21 protein-coding genes and 1 pseudogene are annotated in these 20,702 nt (G+C 65.1%); 7 read left to right on the top strand and 15 right to left on the bottom strand.

Translation table 11 applies throughout. The features are described 5' to 3' along the window. Nucleotides 1–414 precede the first annotated feature (414 nt). From ACXJL8_RS09475 to ACXJL8_RS09450, 6 genes are all read right to left on the bottom strand, one after another. The gene (locus ACXJL8_RS09475; protein ID WP_456620186.1) at nt 415–1,188 is read right to left on the bottom strand and encodes a gamma-glutamyl-gamma-aminobutyrate hydrolase family protein; all 774 of its coding nucleotides are present in this window, start codon (nt 1,186–1,188) and stop codon (nt 415–417) included. Between the two features lie 90 nt (nt 1,189–1,278). After that, on the bottom strand, nt 1,279–2,979 hold the full coding sequence (locus tag ACXJL8_RS09470) for a hypothetical protein (protein WP_456684920.1): 1,701 nt from the start codon (nt 2,977–2,979) through the stop codon (nt 1,279–1,281). Between the two features lie 49 nt (nt 2,980–3,028). Then, the gene (locus ACXJL8_RS09465) at nt 3,029–3,832 is read right to left on the bottom strand and encodes a class I SAM-dependent methyltransferase (protein ID WP_456620188.1); all 804 of its coding nucleotides are present in this window, start codon (nt 3,830–3,832) and stop codon (nt 3,029–3,031) included. A gap of 24 nt (nt 3,833–3,856) precedes the next feature. Further along, nucleotides 3,857–5,761: an asparagine synthase (glutamine-hydrolyzing) gene (gene asnB, locus ACXJL8_RS09460; RefSeq protein ID WP_456620189.1), complete on the bottom strand. Its 1,905-nt coding sequence runs from the start codon at nt 5,759–5,761 to the stop codon at nt 3,857–3,859. A 22-nt stretch (nt 5,762–5,783) separates the two neighbouring features. Further along, nucleotides 5,784–6,650 carry a glycosyltransferase family 2 protein gene (locus ACXJL8_RS09455; protein ID WP_456684919.1) on the bottom strand — a complete coding sequence of 289 codons (867 nt, stop codon included), beginning with the start codon at nt 6,648–6,650 and terminating at the stop codon, nt 5,784–5,786. Further along, entirely contained in the window at nt 6,647–7,450 is an 804-nt protein-coding gene (locus tag ACXJL8_RS09450) for a methyltransferase domain-containing protein (protein WP_456620191.1), read from the bottom strand. The genes ACXJL8_RS09455 and ACXJL8_RS09450 overlap by 4 nt, the downstream gene beginning before the upstream one ends. 202 nt (nt 7,451–7,652) lie before the next feature. Between ACXJL8_RS09450 and ACXJL8_RS09445 the strand changes: the two genes are divergently transcribed. After that, entirely contained in the window at nt 7,653–8,786 is a 1,134-nt protein-coding gene (locus tag ACXJL8_RS09445) for an AI-2E family transporter (protein ID WP_456620192.1), read from the top strand. Between the two features lie 109 nt (nt 8,787–8,895). Here ACXJL8_RS09445 and ACXJL8_RS09440 read toward each other — a convergent pair whose 3' ends face one another. The 6 genes from ACXJL8_RS09440 to ACXJL8_RS09415 all read right to left on the bottom strand — a co-directional run bounded on the left by ACXJL8_RS09440 (nt 8,896) and on the right by ACXJL8_RS09415 (nt 12,569). Next, the gene (locus ACXJL8_RS09440; protein WP_028155908.1) at nt 8,896–9,192 is read right to left on the bottom strand and encodes an antibiotic biosynthesis monooxygenase family protein; all 297 of its coding nucleotides are present in this window, start codon (nt 9,190–9,192) and stop codon (nt 8,896–8,898) included. A 100-nt stretch (nt 9,193–9,292) separates the two neighbouring features. Then, nucleotides 9,293–9,529: a hypothetical protein gene (locus tag ACXJL8_RS09435; RefSeq protein WP_456620193.1), complete on the bottom strand. Its 237-nt coding sequence runs from the start codon at nt 9,527–9,529 to the stop codon at nt 9,293–9,295. A gap of 58 nt (nt 9,530–9,587) precedes the next feature. Then, a complete protein-coding gene (locus ACXJL8_RS09430) occupies nt 9,588–10,808 on the bottom strand; it encodes a diguanylate cyclase (protein ID WP_456620194.1) in 1,221 nt (406 codons plus the stop codon). A gap of 230 nt (nt 10,809–11,038) precedes the next feature. Continuing rightward, nucleotides 11,039–11,515, bottom strand: a complete 477-nt coding sequence (gene rpsI, locus ACXJL8_RS09425; RefSeq protein WP_354229614.1) for a 30S ribosomal protein S9 — start codon at nt 11,513–11,515, stop codon at nt 11,039–11,041. A gap of 1 nt (nt 11,516) precedes the next feature. Next, nucleotides 11,517–11,981, bottom strand: a complete 465-nt coding sequence (gene rplM, locus ACXJL8_RS09420; protein ID WP_008137961.1) for a 50S ribosomal protein L13 — start codon at nt 11,979–11,981, stop codon at nt 11,517–11,519. A 159-nt stretch (nt 11,982–12,140) separates the two neighbouring features. Further along, on the bottom strand, nt 12,141–12,569 hold the full coding sequence (locus ACXJL8_RS09415) for a PaaI family thioesterase (protein ID WP_456620195.1): 429 nt from the start codon (nt 12,567–12,569) through the stop codon (nt 12,141–12,143). Between the two features lie 99 nt (nt 12,570–12,668). Here ACXJL8_RS09415 and ACXJL8_RS09410 point away from each other — a divergent pair, with 99 nt between their 5' ends. From ACXJL8_RS09410 to ACXJL8_RS09395, 4 genes are all read left to right on the top strand, one after another. Beyond that, complete coding sequence (locus ACXJL8_RS09410) at nt 12,669–13,493, top strand: enoyl-CoA hydratase (protein ID WP_456620196.1); 825 nt, start codon at nt 12,669–12,671, stop codon at nt 13,491–13,493. A 126-nt stretch (nt 13,494–13,619) separates the two neighbouring features. Then, entirely contained in the window at nt 13,620–14,204 is a 585-nt protein-coding gene (locus tag ACXJL8_RS09405; protein ID WP_456620197.1) for a CoA-binding protein, read from the top strand. A 138-nt stretch (nt 14,205–14,342) separates the two neighbouring features. Continuing rightward, nucleotides 14,343–15,623, top strand: a complete 1,281-nt coding sequence (locus tag ACXJL8_RS09400; protein ID WP_456620198.1) for an O-acetylhomoserine aminocarboxypropyltransferase — start codon at nt 14,343–14,345, stop codon at nt 15,621–15,623. A 175-nt stretch (nt 15,624–15,798) separates the two neighbouring features. Then, the gene (locus ACXJL8_RS09395) at nt 15,799–16,140 is read left to right on the top strand and encodes a hypothetical protein (protein ID WP_456620199.1); all 342 of its coding nucleotides are present in this window, start codon (nt 15,799–15,801) and stop codon (nt 16,138–16,140) included. Between the two features lie 19 nt (nt 16,141–16,159). Here the strand turns inward: ACXJL8_RS09395 and ACXJL8_RS09390 are convergent, their stop codons facing one another. Then, the gene (locus ACXJL8_RS09390; RefSeq protein ID WP_456684918.1) at nt 16,160–17,242 is read right to left on the bottom strand and encodes a COX15/CtaA family protein; all 1,083 of its coding nucleotides are present in this window, start codon (nt 17,240–17,242) and stop codon (nt 16,160–16,162) included. 108 nt (nt 17,243–17,350) lie between these two features. Here ACXJL8_RS09390 and ACXJL8_RS09385 point away from each other — a divergent pair, with 108 nt between their 5' ends. Next, on the top strand, nt 17,351–17,569 hold the full coding sequence (locus tag ACXJL8_RS09385) for a DUF2842 domain-containing protein (RefSeq protein WP_027547383.1): 219 nt from the start codon (nt 17,351–17,353) through the stop codon (nt 17,567–17,569). Between the two features lie 5 nt (nt 17,570–17,574). Here ACXJL8_RS09385 and ACXJL8_RS09380 read toward each other — a convergent pair whose 3' ends face one another. Then, nucleotides 17,575–18,615 (bottom strand): polysaccharide deacetylase family protein, encoded by a 1,041-nt coding sequence (locus ACXJL8_RS09380; RefSeq protein ID WP_456620201.1) that lies wholly within the window; start codon nt 18,613–18,615, stop codon nt 17,575–17,577. A 129-nt stretch (nt 18,616–18,744) separates the two neighbouring features. Between ACXJL8_RS09380 and ACXJL8_RS09375 the strand changes: the two genes are divergently transcribed. Next, nucleotides 18,745–19,926 carry a GNAT family N-acetyltransferase gene (locus ACXJL8_RS09375; RefSeq protein ID WP_456620202.1) on the top strand — a complete coding sequence of 394 codons (1,182 nt, stop codon included), beginning with the start codon at nt 18,745–18,747 and terminating at the stop codon, nt 19,924–19,926. Nucleotides 19,927–19,977: 51 nt separating this feature from the next. Here ACXJL8_RS09375 and ACXJL8_RS09370 read toward each other — a convergent pair. Beyond that, a pseudogene (locus ACXJL8_RS09370) lies at nt 19,978–20,702 on the bottom strand (lipopolysaccharide biosynthesis protein); the annotation flags it as partial.

Raw genomic sequence — 20,702 nt, 5'->3', positions numbered from 1 at the left:
GGGGCAATAGTGCATCGCTCCCCGGGGAGAGCACGAAGGACACCGTTAAAACCATCCGCGCAGGGAAGGCCGGGCGACCGGCAACACCTGTGGTCCAAACCGTGTGCATTTCCATCGCGCACGGACTTGCGGGTGCCGCCGGCGCCCGGCCTTCCCTGCGCCCTTTGGCCAAGAAGGGGCGATGAGTTGAGCAAGGCTCGGGCGAAACAAGCCGCGAGAATGCGAAGCCATGCGTGCACCTGGATACGGCTTTGAAGATGCGGCTTTCGTGCCCCGGACGCAGCGCAGCGCCCCCTTCGGCGATGCGATGCAAAGCCGGGGCCCATGCCTCGGAGAGGATTTTCGAGCAACGTGGGTCCCGGCTCTGCGCCGCAACGCGAGAGCGTTGCAGCGCGTCCGGGACACGAAAGTGAGTTACGCCGTCGCGCGCTGCCGCTCGGTCAGCGCCTCGCCAAAGGCCTCGAACAGCTTGCGGTTGACCGGATTGCGCTGGGGGTCGTATTCGGCGTGCCATTGCACGCCGAGCGCGAAGGTCGGGGCTTCCGCGATGCGGATCGCCTCGATGGTGCCGTCCTCGGCGATGCCTTCGATCAGCACGCGCTTGCCGGGATCGAGGATGCCCTGGCCGTGCAGCGAATTGACCCGGATCCGCTCGCAGCCGAGCAGCCTTGCGAACGCGCCACCGGGCGTCAGGTCGACGTCGTGGCGGTCGGCGAACACCACGGTCGGGTCGGGATGGATCTCGCCGTTCTCGAGCCTCGGCATGCGATGGTTCATGCGGCCGGGAATTTCGCGGATTTCCGGGTGCAGCGAGCCGCCGAAGGCGACGTTCATCTCCTGGAGGCCCCGGCAGATGCCGAACAGCGGGATGCCGCGGGCGACGCAGGCGACCGAGAGCGCCAGCGCGACCTCGTCGCGGTGGATGTCATAGGGCTCGTGCTTCTCGCAGGGGTCGACGTTGAAGCGGGTCGGATGGACGTTGGCGCGGGCACCGGTGAGGACGATGCCGTCGACGGTATCGAGCAGCGCACCGATATCGGTGATGTCGGGCGAACCCGCGAACATCACCGGCAAGCCGCCGGAGACCTCGGCCACGGCGCGCAAATTACGCTCGCCGACCATCTGGACCTGAAATCGATTTTCGACGCGATGGGCGTTCCCGATCACGCCGACGACCGGCTTTCTCATCTTCCGTTCCGACCTCCTTGCGAAGAAGATTCTCCAAACATGCCCTTCCGAAGGAACAAATTCAACCGAAGGGATCGCGGGACGGCAATGCTATTTTCGCGCCAATGGCGCCGCCTTGGCGGCCGGGCGGCCCCTCAGGCGCCGCCACACCCCGGGGCCGAACAGCCGGATCCGGTCGAACAGCACAGCCCCCAGGATGGCGCTCGCGCCGCCGAGGAAGGGGAAGGCGTAGTAGGCGTAGCGGTTGAACCCATAGATGAGGAATGCCGGAAACGCGGCGCTGATCAGCGCCAGCAGGATCATCAATGTGCCGCCAGCCGCCAGGCTCGCAGGGATCGGCGGCGCCAATCCGAACCGGGCCGCGACGACCCCGACAAGCAGGACGACCACGAGGATCAACGTCGCAGCCGACACCCACCGGATCGGTCCCGGGAGGTCATCGTACTCGCTCGAGACGCTCAATCCGCAGCACAGCCTGGCCCGATCCCCTCGCGGCTGGTAGCCGAGCGTCAGCAGGTAGCTCAGCCCCAGCTGCAACCGATCCGGCGACGGCAAGACCCGCCCCTCCAGCCACCCATAAGGCTTGTAATAGTCGTAGATCAGTTGCCGGGGCTTGAGCCCGGTCGGAATTCCAAAGAACGGGAACGGGTCCCGTTGCGCGAAGAACTCGTAGCCCTGCGGATTGACGGTTCGCCGCGCCACGCTGTTTGCGTCGAACAGCAGGAAGTACATCTCGCGCAGGAAATGCCTGGTGAGATGCCGATACAGCGTCGACGGCGTCGTCAGCGTTTCGATGAAGATGTCGCGAACCACGTTTTCGACGTCGGCAGGACTGTCGCCGGGCTTCTCCAGCAAATGGATGGCGCCGAAGGGCCATTGATAGACGCCCGCATCGGCCCAGCCGGTCGGGGTGTCCGCGGCCCGCATCTTGTCGACAAACGCCCGCGCGTTGGCTTTCCGGTCGAGATGGACACCGTGGTCGAAATCGGCGGAATAGCCGACCACGAACGCCATGACCGCGAGACTCTCACTGCCGGCCGGACGCTTTCCGATCGCGTAATTGACGGCGGTCGGGATCAGATACACGGCTGTGGCGAGGCTGCCCGCCAGCGCGAGCACGGTCAGTCGGCGGACCCATCCGGCATCCAGCACCACGGCCAGCCAGAGCAGGATGATCGCAGCTTGTCCGACCGCCGCCGACCGGCACGTCATGACGGCCCCGAGGGTCACCCCGACGGCCGCCGCGGCGATGAATGGCGACCACTTCCTGAAGGCGAGGCCTGCGGCGATGAAGGCCGCGAGGCTGACCAGGAAGTTGGAAATGGTCTCGGCGCCGATCGTGTTGTCGTAGTGAACCGTGCGCCCATAGAGCGCGGCGATCAGAAAGGCCAGGACCGACAGGATGCGGGGCGCGCCGGCAAAGCGCACCGTCGCGGCAACGAGCAGGGCCGCACCGATGCTCATCAGATGCTGGGCCATGACGAAGACCAGGATATGCGGGCCGAACAGCTTGGACAGCAGCACCAGGAAGACCGCCATGCCATACGGCCGCTTGCCGGTATCGTCGAGGTAATGGCCCCTCAGGATGGACTCCGCTTCGTCCAGATAGGCGCCGCCATCCTCGTGCAGGAAATGATCCGGCCAGGCCACCAGAAAGGCCAGGTGAACCGCCAGCGCGAGGCCAATCACAMCCAGCCATATCCAGAACCATGCGATGCGGCCTGCCCATGCAGCGAGTGCCGGCCGCCCCGTGGGCGGGGCCCCTACGCCTTCGATGTCGGTAGCTGGCAATGGATTCTCCGGATGGGTTGACTGCGCCAAGTTCGCCAACGAGATCACGTCATGCCGGCCGGGTGCCGGACACCGTCCAACTATAGCCGTGGCGATGGTAGAGCCTGATATCCTCGAAGCCGCCATCCGACAGCAGCGCCTCCGCCTCGGCGCGCGTGTAGTATTTCGCGTAGGCGGGATTGAGCTGGTCGTAGATGGTCAGGCGGCGAACGCTGCGCGGAAACTTTGCCAGCACCGAAAGCATGTAGGACCGCATCGGAAGCGGCAATATCCGGCACAGCCCGATATAGGCCGTCAGCCCCCACTCGAGACCATGGGACAGCGCAACGAGGAGCCGGTGCGGCAGCCGGACGGTGAGCTTGCGCAGCGGAATCGCGAGCGACAGATAGGTCTCGTTGCCTTCGTAGCCATAGAGCCAGACAATGCAGCGTCCTCCCGGGCGCAACGCATCATGCGCCGCGCGGACCACGGGCGCCGGTTCGGGGATATGATGCAGGACGCCCATCGAAACCACATAGTCGAGCCCGAGACCGGGCGGCAAGCGGTCGCCGGGCACCTGCAAATAGTCGATGCGGTCGGCGGCGGGGGCGGTATTTTCCTTCAGGACCAGCATGGCGGCGGAAGGCTCGACCGCGACGACACGACCGGCCCCGGCATCGAGCAGCATGTTGACGATGCGTCCGGTGCCGCTGCCGATATCGGCGATCCGCTTGCCCTTGACGTCATCCAGGGCGAGCAGCGGACCGAACAGGTCGGCCAGCAGATCCGCCGACCCGTAATAGCCGGGGTTGTCGCGGAACGCGGTCCATTGCTCCCCGAAATCGCTGATCGTTTGATCCTTCAGGTCCGGCATGCGTTCGCTCCCGGCCACATGCGCTCAGCGCGGCGCCGGGGCTGCCAGCCCCGTCAACCAGATGCCCAGCGTCAGGATCGGCCATAGCGCGAACGCGTTGTCGCTCCTCCGCGCGAGGTGATCCTTCCACAGCAGCCGGATCGCATCCGGCTTCATGAAGGGCGCAAAAACATCGGCGTCACGGTCGAGCACGCGATCACAGATCGGCTGCAACCCGCCCCGCCGCATCAGTTGCGCGATCGGCACGTTGAAGCCGCGCTTGCGCGACCAGGCGGCCTCGCCCGGCATGCCGAGGCGTTCGGCCAGCTTACGCAACACGTATTTCGGAGCCCCCTTGGGCCAGGGATTGAGCAGCGAGACATCGATGGCACCCGCGAGGTCCATGACCCGTCGATCCAGGATCGGAACGCGCACCTCGAGACCATGCGCCATGCTCATCGCATCGACCTTCATGAGAACGCTTTGCAGATGGAAGCGCTGGTCGGCGATCAGCGCCCGATCCAGCACCTTCTCGTGCGGCTCCGAATAATATCCGGCGTATTCCGCGAACGGGTCGGTCGATGCAAGGTCGGCCATCCCGCGGCCATAGATCCTCTCGGCGAGAAACCGGGGAACGAGCCGCCGCCATTGCAGATGCGGGCTGTTGCCGCCTTCGCCGAGACCGAGCGCAAAGCGGGCGAGTTGCGCCGCCGCCGGAAGCCGCTTCTCGTTGCCGCGCACGGACGCATAGGCCAGGCGGCCGGTCAGGCCGGCAACGCCGCGCGGAACGACGTGGCGCGCGCCCTCCGCCATCATGGTCGCGGCATAGGTTTCATATCCCGCAAAGAATTCGTCGCCGCCGTCGCCCGAGAGCACCACCGTGCAATGCTGACGGACCGCACCGGCCAGGTGATAGAAGCCGAGCGCGCCGGTATCGGCGCATTGACCGTCGAAATGATGGACGACCGCCCGCAGCGCCGCCTCGGCACCCTCGCCCGCTTCCCCGTCGATGACGTCGAGCGAGAGGCCGGCGGAGGCCGCGATCTGCCGCGCCACCGCCGTTTCGTCATGGCTCTTCTCGCTAAAGCCCGCCGTGAACAGGGGCGGCTTCAATCCGAGCCGCCCGAGCGTGAGGCTGATGAGCGAACTGTCGATGCCTCCGCTCTGCAGCACGGCGAGCGGCACGTCGCTCACCATCTGGCTTTTTACCACGGTCTCGATCGTCGATTGCAGCCGGCCAACCGCTTCATCGAGGTCGTCGATCACCGGCGCGCGGACCGGACGCCAGAAGCATCGCTCGGTCCGCTCGTTGGCGGTGAAGCCAATCGTCGTGCCGGGCGGGAGTTGCTTGATCTCCTTGAACAGGCTCTGCCGCGTGCCGGCGTGGCCTGCGGCGAGGTATGTGTGCAACGCGACCGGGTCGATTTGCGCAGCCACCTCCCCGCCTGCCGTGATTCCCTTGATCTCGCTCGCGAACAGGACGCTGCCCGCGCTCTCGAAATAGTACAGCGGCTTTATCCCGATCCCGTCGCGCGCAAGGATCAGGCGGCGCTCCTGGCGGTCCCACAGGCCGATGGCGAAAAAGCCCTCCAGCCGCTCGAACATCGCGTCGCCCCAGGCGAGATAGGCGTAGGGGAGGATTTCGGTGTCGCAGCTGCTGCGAAAGCGGAAACCGAAGGATCGCTCGAGTTCGCTTCGCAGTTCCCGGTCGTTGTAGATCTCGCCGTTATAGGTGACGGCGATACGGCCGGAGGCATCGAGCATCGGTTGGCGCCCGGCATCGGAGAGATCGCGGATGGCGAGCCGGCGGTGGGCGAGGCCGACGGGTCCTTCCAGCCAGGTGCCCTCGCCGTCCGGCCCGCGGTGGATCAGCGCCGCCGACATCGCCGCAACGGCACGGCCGTCGGCGGCGCGACCGTCACGATGGAAGACGCCCGCTATGCCGCACATCGCGTTCCCTTGCCGAGGGAGGTCATGGTCGCTGGTTCATGATTTGCTTCAGAAGCACCGCGAGCAATCCCATCGCGACGACGAGAATGCTGAGCAGGATCGCGCCGACACCGAGGACGAAGGCACTGACGAGCTGAAGGATGATCCCGCCGATCAGCGAGACCAGTGCGAGCGCCATGCACATCATCGCCAGCAGCACGAAGATCTTCAGCGGATTGTAGTAGGTGCAGGCCTCCAGAACGTATTGCAGGGTCCGGACGGAATCGCGGAACAGGTTCACCTTGGAGCGGCCGATCCGCTCGTTGTAGTCGATGTTGATGTAGTCGACGAACTTCGCGTTCAYCATGTAGGCAAGCGTCAGCGACGTCGTGAAGCTGAAGAGGTCGCTGACATGTTCGAAATAGGAGATGGCAACCTGCCGGCCGAACACGCGAAGGCCGGAGTTGATGTCGGGAATGTCGCGGTTGGCGGTGAATTCGACGATCGCCTTCAGGATTGCGCGCAACGGCGACTTCAGCATCGACTCCCGGTAGTTGGGCCCGGTCCGGGCGCCGACGACCATGTCAAAACCCTGGTTGAAGCGTGCGATCAGTGCCGGAATCGCCTCCATCGGATAGGAGCCATCCGCATCGCTGATGACGATCGTATCGTAGGACGCGGCGCGAATTCCATCCTTCAGCGAGCGGCCATAGCCGATGTTGTGGGGATGCCTGACCACCTTTGCACCCGCCTGTTCGGCGAGCGCGCCGGTCCCGTCGGCAGAACCATCGTCGACGACGACGATTTCATAGGGGGTCAGTTGAGCGCCGTTGAGAGCCGCCTTGGCCCGATCAATGGTTTCAACAATGCCGTTGCACTCGTTGAGTGCAGGAATGACGACTGAAATCATACGCGGCGTGCAATGCAGGTGACGGATTGCCCAAAGAAACTTCGCGACAGCGGATCGAGCGCCCGCGACAGCGGCACGATATACTTGTCGAATAGTGCGATCTGACCGTTGACCGCGTCATCGTTCAGCGACTGGTGCCGCTTCAGGCGATTGGCAAGCCATCCCAATCCGCCAATGGGATTGAAGTAGCTGAGCCGAACCAGTTCGACCGGCTGATCCGCAAGCAGGCCGCCCAGACGCGTCGTGGTGTAACGGCGGCAGTGCCCCGCCAGGCGATCGAGGTCGTTATAGAGCAGCATCAGCGCCGGTACGCTGATCAGGAGGTGCCCGCCCGGTTTCAACACGTCGACCAGATTGGCAATTGCCGTGGCGTCATCCTCGATGTGCTCGAGAACGTTGATCGAGAAGACCGCATCGACGCCTTCGGGAAACAGCGACCGCAACTGATCCCGGACCAGGATATCGCAGACCGCAAACTTTCGGCCGGGCATGGTCCGCGTGGCCTGCTCGACGCTCTCGCGGTCGTGGTCCACCCCGCAATAGTCGCCGAGCTCGCCAAGCGCCTTACTGTAGTGCCCGTGACCAAATCCGATCTCGACGATTTTTCCCCTCAGATGAGGGCGGAACTGATCGATCACCCAATTCATGTAATTCTGCGCGTCCGCTATCGCGCTTGAATAGGTATCGGCTCCGGTCTTGAGACCGTCGACTGGGATATCCTGCAGTGGACGAGCGACTTGGACCATGGGAACCTGCCCTTTTCCTGCAGCCGAATTAGCAGGACGAACTATGTTTCTCAAGGGCGTTCGGCATTGAGCTCACGTTCAAGTTGAAGGCCGGCGTGGATCGCCCTCGGCAACGCCATTTGTMGCACCCTCGACATCGCGCGGTGCGCCTTGACTTTGGTTCCACGAGGAAGCTGGCTCTCGCGCGCCGGTTCGGACGAAACGATCCCGGCGGACGGATCCAGGCACGGCCGGAAGGCCAGAAAGAAGATGCGACTTGACCCTTCCAGCAGATGAACGATGCCGGACCCGCAGCGATCTGGCCTGGGCGATTGCGGTCGGCGGCATCGGCGTGGTGCTGTTCACCGCGCTGCTCGCCTTCACCTGGTACTTTGCGGCCACCCTGCTCCTGATCTTCACCGGCATGCTGCTCGGCGTCGGCCTCAACGCGCTGACCAATGCGCTCGGCCGTCGCGTGCACCTGCCGCATACGCTGCGGCTTGCGATCGTCTGCGTCGCGCTTGCCGTGATGCTCGCAGGCGTTGCCTATCTCGGCGGGGCAACGATCGCGGAGCAGGCCTCTCTGCTCAGCAAAACCATCAAGTCGCAGATCACCAATGTCAGGTCCTTCCTCGAGAACCACGGCATCGACACCAGCTTCTTCGATTTCGGCAGCGCCGCTCCCGCCTCCACCTCCGACGCGGAATCGGCGCCCGCTCCGGGCGCGGCCTCACGTGGCCAATTGCCGGGCGCAGGCGCCCTCGCCTCCAGCGGCGGGGCCATCGTGAGCCAGACCTTCAAGCTGCTGCTCGGCACCATCAGCGCCGTCGGCAATGTGTTCATCGTGCTGTTTCTCGGGCTGGCCTTTGCCGCCCAGCCCGGCATCTATCATGACGGCCTGCTATTCCTCGCACCGGCCAGGCATCGCACCCGCGCGACCCTCATCATCGACCGCATCAGCGAGACTCTGGAACGGTGGCTGATCGCGCAGATCATCGTCATGCTCGCGGTCGGCGCGGTGACCTGGATCGGACTTGCCATCATCGGCATCCCCGGCTCGTTCATCCTGGGGATTCAGGCCGGCCTGCTCGCCTTCATCCCGACCGTCGGCGCCATCATCGCCGGCGTCGTCGTGGTGCTGGCGAGCCTCGCCTCGGGCTGGATCCCGGCGCTCTCGGCCCTCCTGCTGTTCCTCGGCGTGCACGCGATGGAGAGCTACGTGCTGACGCCGCTGCTCCAGCGCCAGGCGCTGGACATTCCGCCGGCCACGCTGTTCGCGTTCCAGATCCTGCTCGGCGTCGTCTTCGGAATCTGGGGCCTGGCGCTGGCGCTGCCCTTGGTCGCCATCGCCAAGGTCATGATCGACCATTTCAAGACGTATGAGACGACGCCCCGGACCGAGGCCGCCTAGAGCATGATCCGGACCCGAAGGGCCGCGTTGGCGCAAAGTGTGAAGCGGTTTTCCCTCGCGCCAAACGCGGAACGCGTTTGCGCGGAGATCACGCTCCTAAGATAKTGCCTCAGGTGGTCAGCACCGTCTCGGTGTGCTCGACCTCCGGGGGCGAGGCAAAATACTGGCCGACCAGGCCACGCCATTCGGTGAAATTCTCCGAGCCGCGAAAATCGACGGTGTGATTTTCCAGCGTCGCCCACTTCACCATCAGCCGGTAGCGCTGCGGCTTCTCGATCGATTTGTGCAGCTCGAAACCGTGAAAGCCCTTGGAGCCGCCGAAGGCGGCCTTGGCCTTGGCGACGGCCGCCTCGAAGTCCTTCTCGCTGCCCGGCTTGACGTCGATTTGCGCGATCTCGGTGATCATCGGTTTCCACCCTTTTGTTCAATGGGGGTGTTTACCGCAGCCGGCGCAAAAGAAAAAGGCGCCGGAACGGCGCCCTGATCGGCCGGAAATGCGGACGCTCTCAGGCGAGCAGCAGAACGGTGCCTGCGACGATGAGCGCGCACCCGGCGAACAACGCCAGCGGCCAGTAGCTGCGGCTCTGCGCGTAGTGCCCCTGCGCGCGGCGCTCGGTGATGACGGCGGTCTCGTATTCATCCGAGGTCGAGAACAGGCAGGCGAAGCCGCCGCGTGTCGAGGCCGCAGCGGCTTCCAGCGACATCAGGGCAGCCTGCGGGTTCTGTCGACGGATCGATTCCATAACCGCAATGGTAGGGATCGAATGGTAAACAGAGAATTACCGCGAGGCTTCCCTGGCCTTAGGCCGTGACCGGCCGCGCCTGCGGTGCACCGATCCGCGCGGCGCTCTGGCGGCGCCAGTTCTCCAGCGACAACGGCAGCTCCTCCGCCGCCTCGACGCGGTTACGGCCGCCTCGCTTGGCCTGGTAGAGCGCGGTGTCGGCCGAGGCCAGCAGCACCTCGAGCTCGGTGCCGGCCGGACCGCCCGCGACGCCGATGCTGACGGTGGTGTCGACCGGACCCTCATCGACCACGACGCCGGAGGTCTCGAACGCCTCGCGCACGCGCTCGGCGACCAGCACGCCCTCTTCCAGCGAACACGGCAGCAGCGCCGCGAACTCCTCGCCGCCGATGCGGCCCGACATGTCGGTGATGCGCAGATTGCTGACGACGATGGTGGAGAACAGTTTCAGCATCTCGTCGCCGGCGGGATGGCCGAAACGGTCGTTGATCGACTTGAAGTGGTCGATGTCGAAAATCATGACGGTCACGGGACGCCCCGCCTTGGCCTCGCGCTCGATCACGCGCGAGCAGGCTTCCGAGAAGCCGCGGCGGTTGAGCATGCCGGTCAGGGGATCCGTGGACGCCGCAGTCCGGTGCGCGGTGACCGCACGCTCCGACACCAGCATGAAGATCACGAACACGGTGCCGACGGCATAGAGCACGAGCTCGACCGCGAAAACGGTGACCCAGATGCTGCCGGAGAAGCCGGCATCGTTCGGGCGCAGGAAGCTGCCGATCAGGATCGGCAGCATCAACACGCAGCCGTGCATCACCGGCACCACGAAGGCCGGCCAGCGCCGTTGCAGGCTCTTGCGCCGTTCGACCCAGAGCTCGCTCGCGGTCAGCGCAGCGTAGACGGAGACGATGCCGGCGCCGGCGATCATGCGCAGCATCGACGCCGCGGGATCGAGCAGCGTCACAGCCGCGACCCAGGCAAGCGCGCCGAGCACGAGGCCGGGCCAGTTCGGCTTGCGGCCGTGGAAGACGCGCGCTGCATTCCAGACCATGCCGCAGGCGACGAAGCCGACGGCATTCAAGGCGAGATAAAGCTGCGGCCCAAGCTTGTCGCCTGCCGCCGTCCACAGCGCGACCGAGGCCGCGCCGAGGAGATACGCCGTGCCCCACCATTTCAGCGCAGGGCTGTTCTCCTGCTTGCCAAAGAACACCATCATGGCGCCGAGCAGTGCGGCAACCATTGTGGCGACCAAATAGAGCGTGATGCTATCGAGCGACATCATGTCGGCCCCCTCTTAAACATAGCAGTTACGCGATCGGTACATCCGATTTGCGCGCCCTTCCGAAATCGACGCTAGGTTCCCGCGGGTTCCATTCAGGTTTTCACGCGGACCCAAGTTTTCGGGAAACACGCCATCAATTTGCATACAAACGAACAACAAAAAGGGCGCTGAAATCAGCGCCCTTTTGCATCTCATTGAAGCCGCTTTCGCGGCGAATGTGACCGAAGCGATTAACGCTTSGAGAACTGGAASGAMCGRCGGGCCTTGGCCTTGCCGTACTTCTTGCGCTCGACCACGCGGGAGTCGCGGGTGAGGAAGCCGCCCTTCTTGAGAACGGTACGAAGCTCCGGCTCGAAATAGGTGAGCGCCTTGGAGATGCCGTGACGGACGGCACCGGCCTGGCCGGACAGACCGCCGCCGGCGACCGTGCAGATCACGTCGTACTGGCCGGCACGGGCCGCCACGACGAACGGCTGCTCGATCATCATGCGCAGCACGGGACGGGCGAAATAGACCTCGACCTCGCGGGCGTTGACCGTGACCTTGCCGGCGCCGGGCTTGATCCAGACGCGGGCGACCGCGTCCTTGCGCTTGCCGGTGGCGTAGGCGCGGTTGAACTTGTCGACCTTCTTCTCGTGCTTGGGCGCGTCGGGCGCGGCCGTCTTGAGCTGCGAGAGCTGGTCGAGCGACTGGATGGATTCGGCCATGTTATGCGGCCCTCGTGTTCTTGCGGTTCAACTTGGCGATGTCGATCTTCTCGGGCGTCTGCGCCTCGTGCGGATGATCGGCGCCGCCATAGACGCGGAGGTTGCCCATCTGGACGCGACCGAGCGGACCACGCGGGATCATGCGCTCCACGGCCTTCTCGAGCACGCGCTCGGGATGCTTGCCCTCGAGGATCTGGCGCGCGGTGCGCTCCTTGACGTGGCCGACATAGCCGGTGTGCTTGTAGTAGGTCTTCTGCTCGCGCTTGCGACCGGTGAGGACCGCATGCTGCGCGTTGATGATGATGACGTTGTCGCCGCAATCAACGTGCGGGGTGTAGGTCGGGAGGTGCTTGCCGCGCAGGCGCATGGCGACGATGGTGGCGAGACGGCCGACGACCAGACCCTTGGCGTCGATCAGCACCCACTTCTTCGTCACCTCAGCCGGCTTTGCCGAAAAGGTTTTCATATCGGAGTTTCCGTGGACGGGGAGACATCGGCGCGAACACCGCACCGGACTGCGCGGTTTTCTAGAGAAGAGACGCGCAACGGTCAATGCCCGAAGATGGAAATTAGTAAAGCAAAATCAACATCTTAAAAATATGGTGCTATATTACCCGCAAAAACCTCAAACATTTGGAATGGAATAGGTCGACGTGACATGGGCAATCGGATCGGGCGACGTGCCGGACAGCAGGTTCACTTCGCCTACCGCCAGGCGCTTGCCGAGCTTGAGAAGCCGGGCCTCGGCAAGCACGTCCTGCCCGGGCTGGCCCTTGCGCAGGAAGTTGATGTTGAGATTGGTGGTGACCGCGAGCCCGATCGGCCCGATCGCCGACAGCAGCACCACGTACATTGCAAAATCCGCCAGCGCCATCAGCGTCGGCCCGGACACGGTTCCGCCCGGCCGCAGCATCTTTTCGCCGTAGCGCTGCCGCAAAAGGCAGGTCTGGCCGTCCGCGCTCTCGATCGTGATGTCGTCGCCGCTGAAGGCCTGGGGAAACTCGGCGCGGAGAAACTGTTCGAGCTCCGCCACGCTCATTTTCGCTAACGCCATACTCTGCCTCGCCCTCGCTTCAGGTCTCTTGTTGCATTAGGTTATCTGCATCATTCATCTGCATCTTCCAAACGCAATAATCCAACCGGAAACGCTTCAATGTCCACCCAGGCCGCCCGCGCCCCCTCCCCGCAACCGCCGATCCTGCTGCGCGCGGCCGTCGGCAGCATCGCGGTTCTGACGCTCAACCGGCCGGCCGCGCGCAACAGCCTGTCGGAGGCGATGATCGCGAGCCTGCATGCCGAGCTCGACGAGATCCGCGACGACAAGGCCGTCCGCGGCGTGGTGATCGCGGCCAATGGTCCGGCCTTCTCCGCCGGCCACGACATGAAGGAGCTGACCGCGCGCCGCACCGACCCCGACCGCGGCCGCGCCTTCTTCGCCGAGATGATGAACGCCTGTAGCGCGATGATGCAGGCGATCGTGCATCTGCCGAAGCCCGTGGTCGCGGCGGTCCAGGGTGTCGCGACGGCGGCCGGCTGCCAGCTCGTCGCGAGCTGCGATCTCGCGATCGCTTCGGAGGCCGCGAGCTTCGCGACGCCCGGCGTCGACATCGGCCTGTTCTGCTCGACGCCGATGGTGGCGCTGTCACGCAACGTGCCGCGCAAGCAGGCGATGGAGATGCTGCTGACGGGCGAGCCGATCCCGGCCGCCCGCGCCCGCGAGATCGGCCTGGTCAACCGCGTGGTGCCCGCAGGCACCGAACTCGGCGCCGCGATCGAGCTCGCGCAACAGGTCGCGCTCAAATCAGCCTACACCGTCAAGCTCGGCAAGGAGGCGTTCTATCGCCAGGCCGAGATGAGCCTTGCGGATGCCTATCGCTATGCGGCAGAGGTGATGACCGAGAACATGATGGCGCGCGACGCCGAGGAAGGCATCGGCGCCTTCATCGAGAAGCGTGAGCCGACATGGCGGGATGAGTGATGAGCGGAGTCGCGGCTGCTCGACCCACTTCGTCATTCCGGGGCGGCTCGCAGAGCCGAACCCGGAATCTCGAGATTCCGGGTTCGATGCTGCGCATCGCCCCGGAATGACGAACGAAAGAAAAAGATGAACCACGACGCCTATCCCGACAATTACATCCGCGGCATCCTCAACAGCGTGAAGTCGATCGCGATGGTCGGCGCCTCGCCGGTCAATGTGCGGCCGAGCTATTTTGCGTTCAAATATCTGGCGCAGCGCGGCTACGACATGATCCCGGTCAATCCCGGCCATGTCGGCAAGGACCTGCTCGGAAAGCCCTTCGTCGCCTCGCTCTCCGACATCGGCCGCCCGGTCGACATGATCGACATTTTCCGCAATTCGAGCCACATCATGCCTGTGGTCGAGGAAGCGCTGACGCTCGATCCGCTGCCAAAGGTGATCTGGATGCAGCTTGGCGCGCGCGACGATGTCGCCGCGGCGAAGGCGGAGTCGGTTGGCATCAAGGTGGTGATGAACCGCTGCCCCAAGATCGAATATGGCCGGCTGTCGTCGGAGATCTCCTGGATGGGCGTGAATTCGCGCACGCTGAGCTCCAAGCGTCCGCCGGCACCGACGCAGGGCATGCGCCTGTCCCTCAATCGGATGAGTGTCGGCGGCGGCGACACCGCGGCATCGGATCGCGCGGCGAAAAACAAGAGCGAGCAAAGCTGACGCACTTGCGAAGGATTCATTTCGCGAACGCGACAATGCGTAGCACGATTGCTCCGATGTGAACCGGCGCCTTGACGCCAGACGCGGTGACGATCAGCATGCCGCGCGATTTCAGACCACAAGAACAGGACGCCATCAATGAGCGATCGCCTTCCGGGATTTTCAACCCTCGCCGTGCATGCCGGTGCACAGCCCGATCCCACCACCGGTGCGCGTGCGACGCCGATTTATCAAACCACATCCTTCGTCTTCAACGACGCCGACCACGCCGCTTCGCTATTTGGACTGCAGGCGTTCGGCAACATCTATACCCGCATCGGCAATCCGACCAACGCCGTACTGGAAGAGCGCGTCGCGGCGCTCGAAGGCGGCACGGCCGCGCTTGCAGTGGCCTCGGGCCACGCCGCGCAGGTCGTGGTGTTGCAGCAATTGCTCCAGCCCGGCGACGAGTTCATCGCCGCGCGAAAACTCTATGGCGGCTCGATCAACCAGTTCACGCACGCGTTCAAGAGCTTTGGCTGGAACGTGGTGTGGGCCGATCCCGACGACATCGCGAGCTTCGAGCGCGCGGTGACGCCGCGCACCAAGGCGATCTTCATCGAATCGATCGCCAATCCCGGCGGCAGCATCACCGACATCGAGGCGATCTCGACGGTGGCGCGCAAGGCGGGCGTGCCGCTGATCGTCGACAACACGCTGGCCTCGCCCTATCTGATCCGCCCGATCGATCACGGCGCTGACATCGTCGTGCACTCGCTGACGAAGTTTCTGGGCGGCCATGGCAATTCGCTCGGCGGCATCATCGTCGATGCCGGCACCTTCGACTGGTCGACCGGCGGCAAATATCCGATGCTCTCGGAGCCGCGCCCCGAATATCACGGCATCCGGCTCCAGGAGACCTTTGGCAATTTCGCCTTCGCGATCGCCTGCCGCGTGCTCGGCCTGCGCGACCTCGGCCCGGCGCTGTCGCCGTTCAATGCCTTCATGATCCTCACCGGCATCGAGACGCTGCCGCTGCGCATGCAGAAGCACTGCGACAACGCCAAGGCGATCGCCGAATACCTCACCGGCCACCCCGCGGTGGCCTCGGTGAGCTATGCGGGCCTGGCAAGCGACAAGTACAACCAGCTCGCGCGCAAATACGCGCCGAAGGGTGCGGGTGCCGTGTTCACCTTCAGCCTGAAGGGCGGCTATGACGCCGGCGTCAGCCTGGTGTCGAAACTGCAGCTGTTCTCGCACCTAGCCAATGTCGGCGACACCCGCTCACTCGTCATCCACCCGGCCTCGACCACGCACAGCCAGCTCGACGATGCCGCCAAGATCAAGTCCGGCGCCGGCCCCGACGTGGTGCGGCTTTCGATCGGCATCGAGGACAAGGAAGATCTGATCGCCGATCTCGAGCAGGCGCTGGGGGCTTGAGTCGCCTGTCGTTCCGGGGCGCGCGAAGCGCGAACCCGGAACCTCGAGATTCCGGGTTAGCGCTCCCGCGCGCCCCGGAATGACGGCGGCCGTTTTGGCCGCCGTCAGTTAACAGTCATTAACCATATCTGGCGCATACATCGTCTTTGGATCGCCCTTTGATTCGGAGCCGACGATGCTGCGCTGGATGGTGCCTGCCCTTGCGGCGATGCTGACGGTTTCAGGCGCCCTCGCCGCCGATCTTCCCGCCACGCCAAGGCGGCGCGCGGCGGCGCCGCCGGAGCCGCCAAGAGTCTATGTCGAGACCGATCCGGACGCGCTGATCTCGCCGGCCTATGGCATCGGCAGCTACATCCGCAATTTGCCGGGTACGCCGCTCCTGCCCGGCTCCAACACGCTGCCGGGCTATTACGGCCGCCCCTGGGATTACGATTATCAAGGCCCATACTACGGGGGACCGCAGGTCGGTTATTTCTGGCGGTTGCCCTACGCGTGCGGCGTCTACGGCTATTGCTGATCAGCCGGGCTGATGGTGATCAGCCGGGCTGACCGACCGGAACGGCCCGAGGCTGCGCTYGCGCAGATCGCCGTGACGCCAGCCGCTCCGCCTGCATCACCGCAAGCATGAGCACCACGATCGCGACCGCCTGGTGCGCGAGCGCCAATCCAATCGGCACCTGGTTGAGCAGCGTGAGGATACCGAGCACCGCCTGCAGGCTCACCGCCGCAAACAGCCACAGCGCGCCGCTCGCCGCCGCACCTGCGCGCGATCGCAACGAGTCGATCGCATGCAGCGCGGCCAGCACGAACAGCGCATAGGCGGTCATGCGGTGCTCGAACTGCACGGTCAGCACATTGTCGAACAGATTGCGCCACCACGGCGTCTCGAACCACAGCCGATCCGCCGACGGAATGAACGCGCCGTCGATCTGCGGCCAGGTGTTGTAGGCGCGCCCGGCGCGCAGGCCCGCGACCAACGCGCCAAAGTAGATCTGCACGAAGGTCACGGCGAGCAGCAGCGCGCTTGTCAACCGCAACCGCGCTGGTGCTGCGATCTGCGGCCGCTCGGCGAGCCGCCGCACCGTCCAGACGATGYCGGCGAAGATCAGCAGCGCCAGCATCAGATGCGTCGCCAGCCGGTATTGCGAGACCTCGACACGTTCCGTCAGGCCGGAAGCCACCATCCACCACCCGACCGCGCCCTGAAGCCCGCCGAGCGCGAACAGCAGCCACAGCCGCCGCTTCAACTCACCGGACAGGCCGCCGCGCCACAGGAAGAACAGGAACGGCAGCAGATAGGCGGCGCCGATGAAGCGGCCGAGCAGTCGGTGGCTCCATTCCCACCAGAAGATCTCCTTGAACTCGGACAGGCTCATGCCCGCGTTGAGCTCGCGATATTGCGGRATCTTCTTGTAGGCCTCGAAGGCCTCGGTCCACTGCGCCTCCGAGAGCGGCGGCATGCTGCCCGTGACCGGCTTCCATTCGACGATCGAGAGGCCGGATTCCGTCAGCCGCGTCGCGCCGCCGACCAGCACCATCAGCGCGATCAGCGCGGCCACGGAAATCAGCCACCAGCGCAAGGCGCGATGCGGCTCGGACGGGGCGGAAATCGGCGTCATTCGGGACGAAACCAAGCCTTGAACTAAAGATGCTTGAACCGGACTGCGTGCCCCTTATAGTCCCCCGCTTCCGCAGCGCAAGTTACGCGAAAGCCGCAGTATTCCGCCATGACGATCCGCACCCGCAAGTTCCTCGGCGCCATCCTGCTCCTGGTGCTGGCCACGGTCTGGGCCCTGCTCGGCATGGCGCTGGCACAGATGCCGTGGATCGCTGAATCCGGTTGGCGGCAGGCGATCTATTACGTCGTGGTCGGCATGGGCTGGGTGCTGCCGGCGATGCCGATCGTGAGCTGGATGCAGCGGCCGGATCGCGCCAAATCTACGTAACGCTTCTACGTAGCGCTGCCTGTCGGTTTCACCGGCGAGAAGGCAATACCCGAGACCAGCACGCGCATCGAGCGTAGCGAGCGCACCCGGCCGTCCCACGAGATCCGCGGCAGCGCGCGCAAATTGGTCCGGCCTTCCGCATCCACGATGCCTGGGATCGTCGACACCGCACTGACGAAGCCCGCTTCCTCCGCCATCACGACGTGACCGCGCCGAAACGACAAGCGGTCGCCGAACGGGAACGCGAGGTGCCGGATCTCGCGGCGGAACGCCGCTTCCGCCACCGCCTTGCCCATCGTCATCTCGCGCAGCGCGGCCGCGTCCTTCATGTTGGCGAGAACGGGATGGTTCACGGTCGCGCTGCCGATCGTGACGAGCGGGTCGGCTGCGAGCTTCGTCAGATCCTCCCAATTCATCGACGCCTCGCGCGAGATCGACGCGAGATCGATGCGGTAACGCGTGCAGAGATCGTTGATCGCGGCCGACAGATCCGCCGGCGGCAGCGAGCGCAACCAGCCCTCGAGGAGCGAAAACAGCGCCTGCTTCTCGGCATTGCCGGCGACGGTGAAGCGCTGCTCCTTCTCGCCCATCATCAGGTTGACGCGGCTCTCGCGCGCGATCACCTGCTCGAGCCCGAGCCACCAGGCTTCACCTACACCATCGGGGAAGGCGGTTGGAACGTAGACGGTGAAGGGAACGGCGTGGTGCGCCAGCACCGGATAGGCAAAGCTGATGAGGTCCTTGGCAGCACCGTCGAAGGTGAGTGCCACGAAGCGGTGCTTCTCGGGCAGCGTCACCGCGCGCCGGCAGACGTCGTCCATGCCGAGAAAATCATACTTCCACCGCTTCAGCGCGCGGATGGCGCGATCGAGGAATTCTGGCGTGATCTCGCTCTCGCGCAGCGGCTGGAATGCGCCGCTCCGGCGCGGCCGTACGCGCTCGAAGCGCAGGATCGCGCCGGCGCCCCGGCTGCGCAGCAGCGGCTGGCCGGTGAACCAGGCCAGTTCAAGCCGCAGCCGCTCCAGCCATCTGTCGTCGGATGCCAATATCCCACCTTCGCGTTCGCCGGCGGCCCGTTCCCTCGACCATTGTCATTACCCTTTGTTGACATTTCTTTGCAAAGGTCGGCCACAGGCCGAATTACGCATATTTTCGTTTCTCGACAGGTTTCGTGAATGACCATGGCTGCGGCGATGCAAAGCCGGACGGCAGAATCGCCCGCGCAGTCGCAAGCGCGCCGCATCGCGCATGTCGACATCGTCGGCGACCTCGACAGTGCGGAGCAGGTCTGGCGCGCCTTCGAGGAACCCGGTCATCTCTCGACGCCCTATCAGCGGTTCGATCTCCTGAGCCCCTGGCAGCGGTTGGTCGGCGAGAACGAGGGCTCCCGGCCCTTCATCGTGATCGCCCGCGACGCCGAGCGCCGGCCGCTCGCGCTGCTCCCGCTCTCGTCGCGTCAAAGCCACGGCGTGCGCACCGCCTGCTTCATGGGCGGCAAGCATACGACCTTCAACATGGGACTGTGGAACGCCGAGTTCGCCGCGCAGGCCGGGGCGGCCGATCTCGACGCTCTCTTTGCGCCATTGCGCGCGCATATCGACGTGCTGGCGCTGACGCAGCAGCCGCTGCGCTGGTACGAGCAGCAGAACCCGTTCGCGCTTCTGCCGCGGCAGGGCTCGATCAACGGCTGCCCGCTGCTGGCGATGGAGCCCGGAGGCCCGCCCGCATCGCGGATCAGCAATTCCTTCCGCCGCCGCCTGAAGAGCAAGGAAAAGAAACTCCAGGCGCTCACAGGCTATCGCTATCACCTCGCCACCACCGACGCGGACGTCACCCGCCTGCTCGACTGGTTCTTCCGCATCAAGCCGGCGCGGATGGCGGAACAGAAACTGCCGAACGTGTTCGCCGAGCCGGGTGTCGAGCAGTTCATCCGCAGCGCCTGCCTGTCGCCGCGCGGCGAAGGCCGCGTCATCGACATCCATGCCCTCGAATGCGACGACGAGGTGATCGCGATCTTCGCCGGCATCGCCGACGGCCAGCGCTTCTCGATGATGTTCAACACCTACACGCTGTCGGAGCACGCCCGCTACAGCCCCGGCCTGATCCTGATGCGCTACATCATCGACCGCTACGCCGAACGCGGCTACCGGTCGCTCGACCTCGGCATCGGCACGGACGAGTACAAGCGGATGTTCTGCAAGGACGACGAAGACATCTTCGACAGCTTTGTCCCGCTGACCTCGCGCGGGAAATTCGCGGCGATGGCGATCTCCTCACTCAACCGCGGCAAGCGGCTGGTGAAGCAGAACCAGATGCTGTTCGATCTGGCACGGCGGCTGCGGCAGACGTTCGGATAGCAGGCCGTACCCTTCTCCGAATACCTGACCACTCGGCGGCGACGCCCTCGCCTACGCCGCGACCACGCGCGGCGCGTCCACAGCATCCGATGGCTGCACCGGCTTGCTCAGCATCGTCACCTCGCTGAAGCCGACCGCCTTCAGCTGCTCGCACATCAGGGCGCGCGCATCGGTGGCCATGGATGCATCGGGCACCACGACGGCGCGGGCATTCGCCGTCAGGAGCTCGGCAGGCAGGTCGGACGCACTGCCGGCGTCGATCAGCACGTGATCATAGGCTCGCAGCAGGGCATCGATCGCGAGCGTCACCCGCGGTGACTGCAGCAGGCTGCGGTCGAAGCCGGGCCGGCCGGCCATGACCAGATGCAGCCGCGAGAGCTTGTCCCGGGTGATGACCTGCGCGAACGACACCTCGCTTTGCATCAGTTCGGCAAGACCGGGCGCCATCGGATCGGCGGATATTGCGGCGATCGTCGGCGAGGATGCGGCGAGATCGACCACGACGACACGCGCATCGCGCGCCAGGTGCCGGGCGAGCGTCAGCGTCGACAATGTGATGGCCTCGCCCGATGCGGTGCCGAGCACCGTGACCTTCTTCGCCGCCGCGCCTGCAGCCCGCAGGCGTTCGGCCAGCTGCCCGATTTCGGCGACTTCGCCGATGTCCAGATCGGTCGTCATCTGCGGCTGGAGCGGTGCGGGCTCGGCCACCACGGGGGCGACGACGATCGGCTCTTGCGGCTCTTGCGGCCCTTGCAGCCCTTGCGGCCCTTGCGGCT

This window comes from Bradyrhizobium sp. P5_C11_2 (genome assembly GCF_054049755.1).
This window is presented reverse-complemented; position numbering and strand designations above follow the sequence as displayed.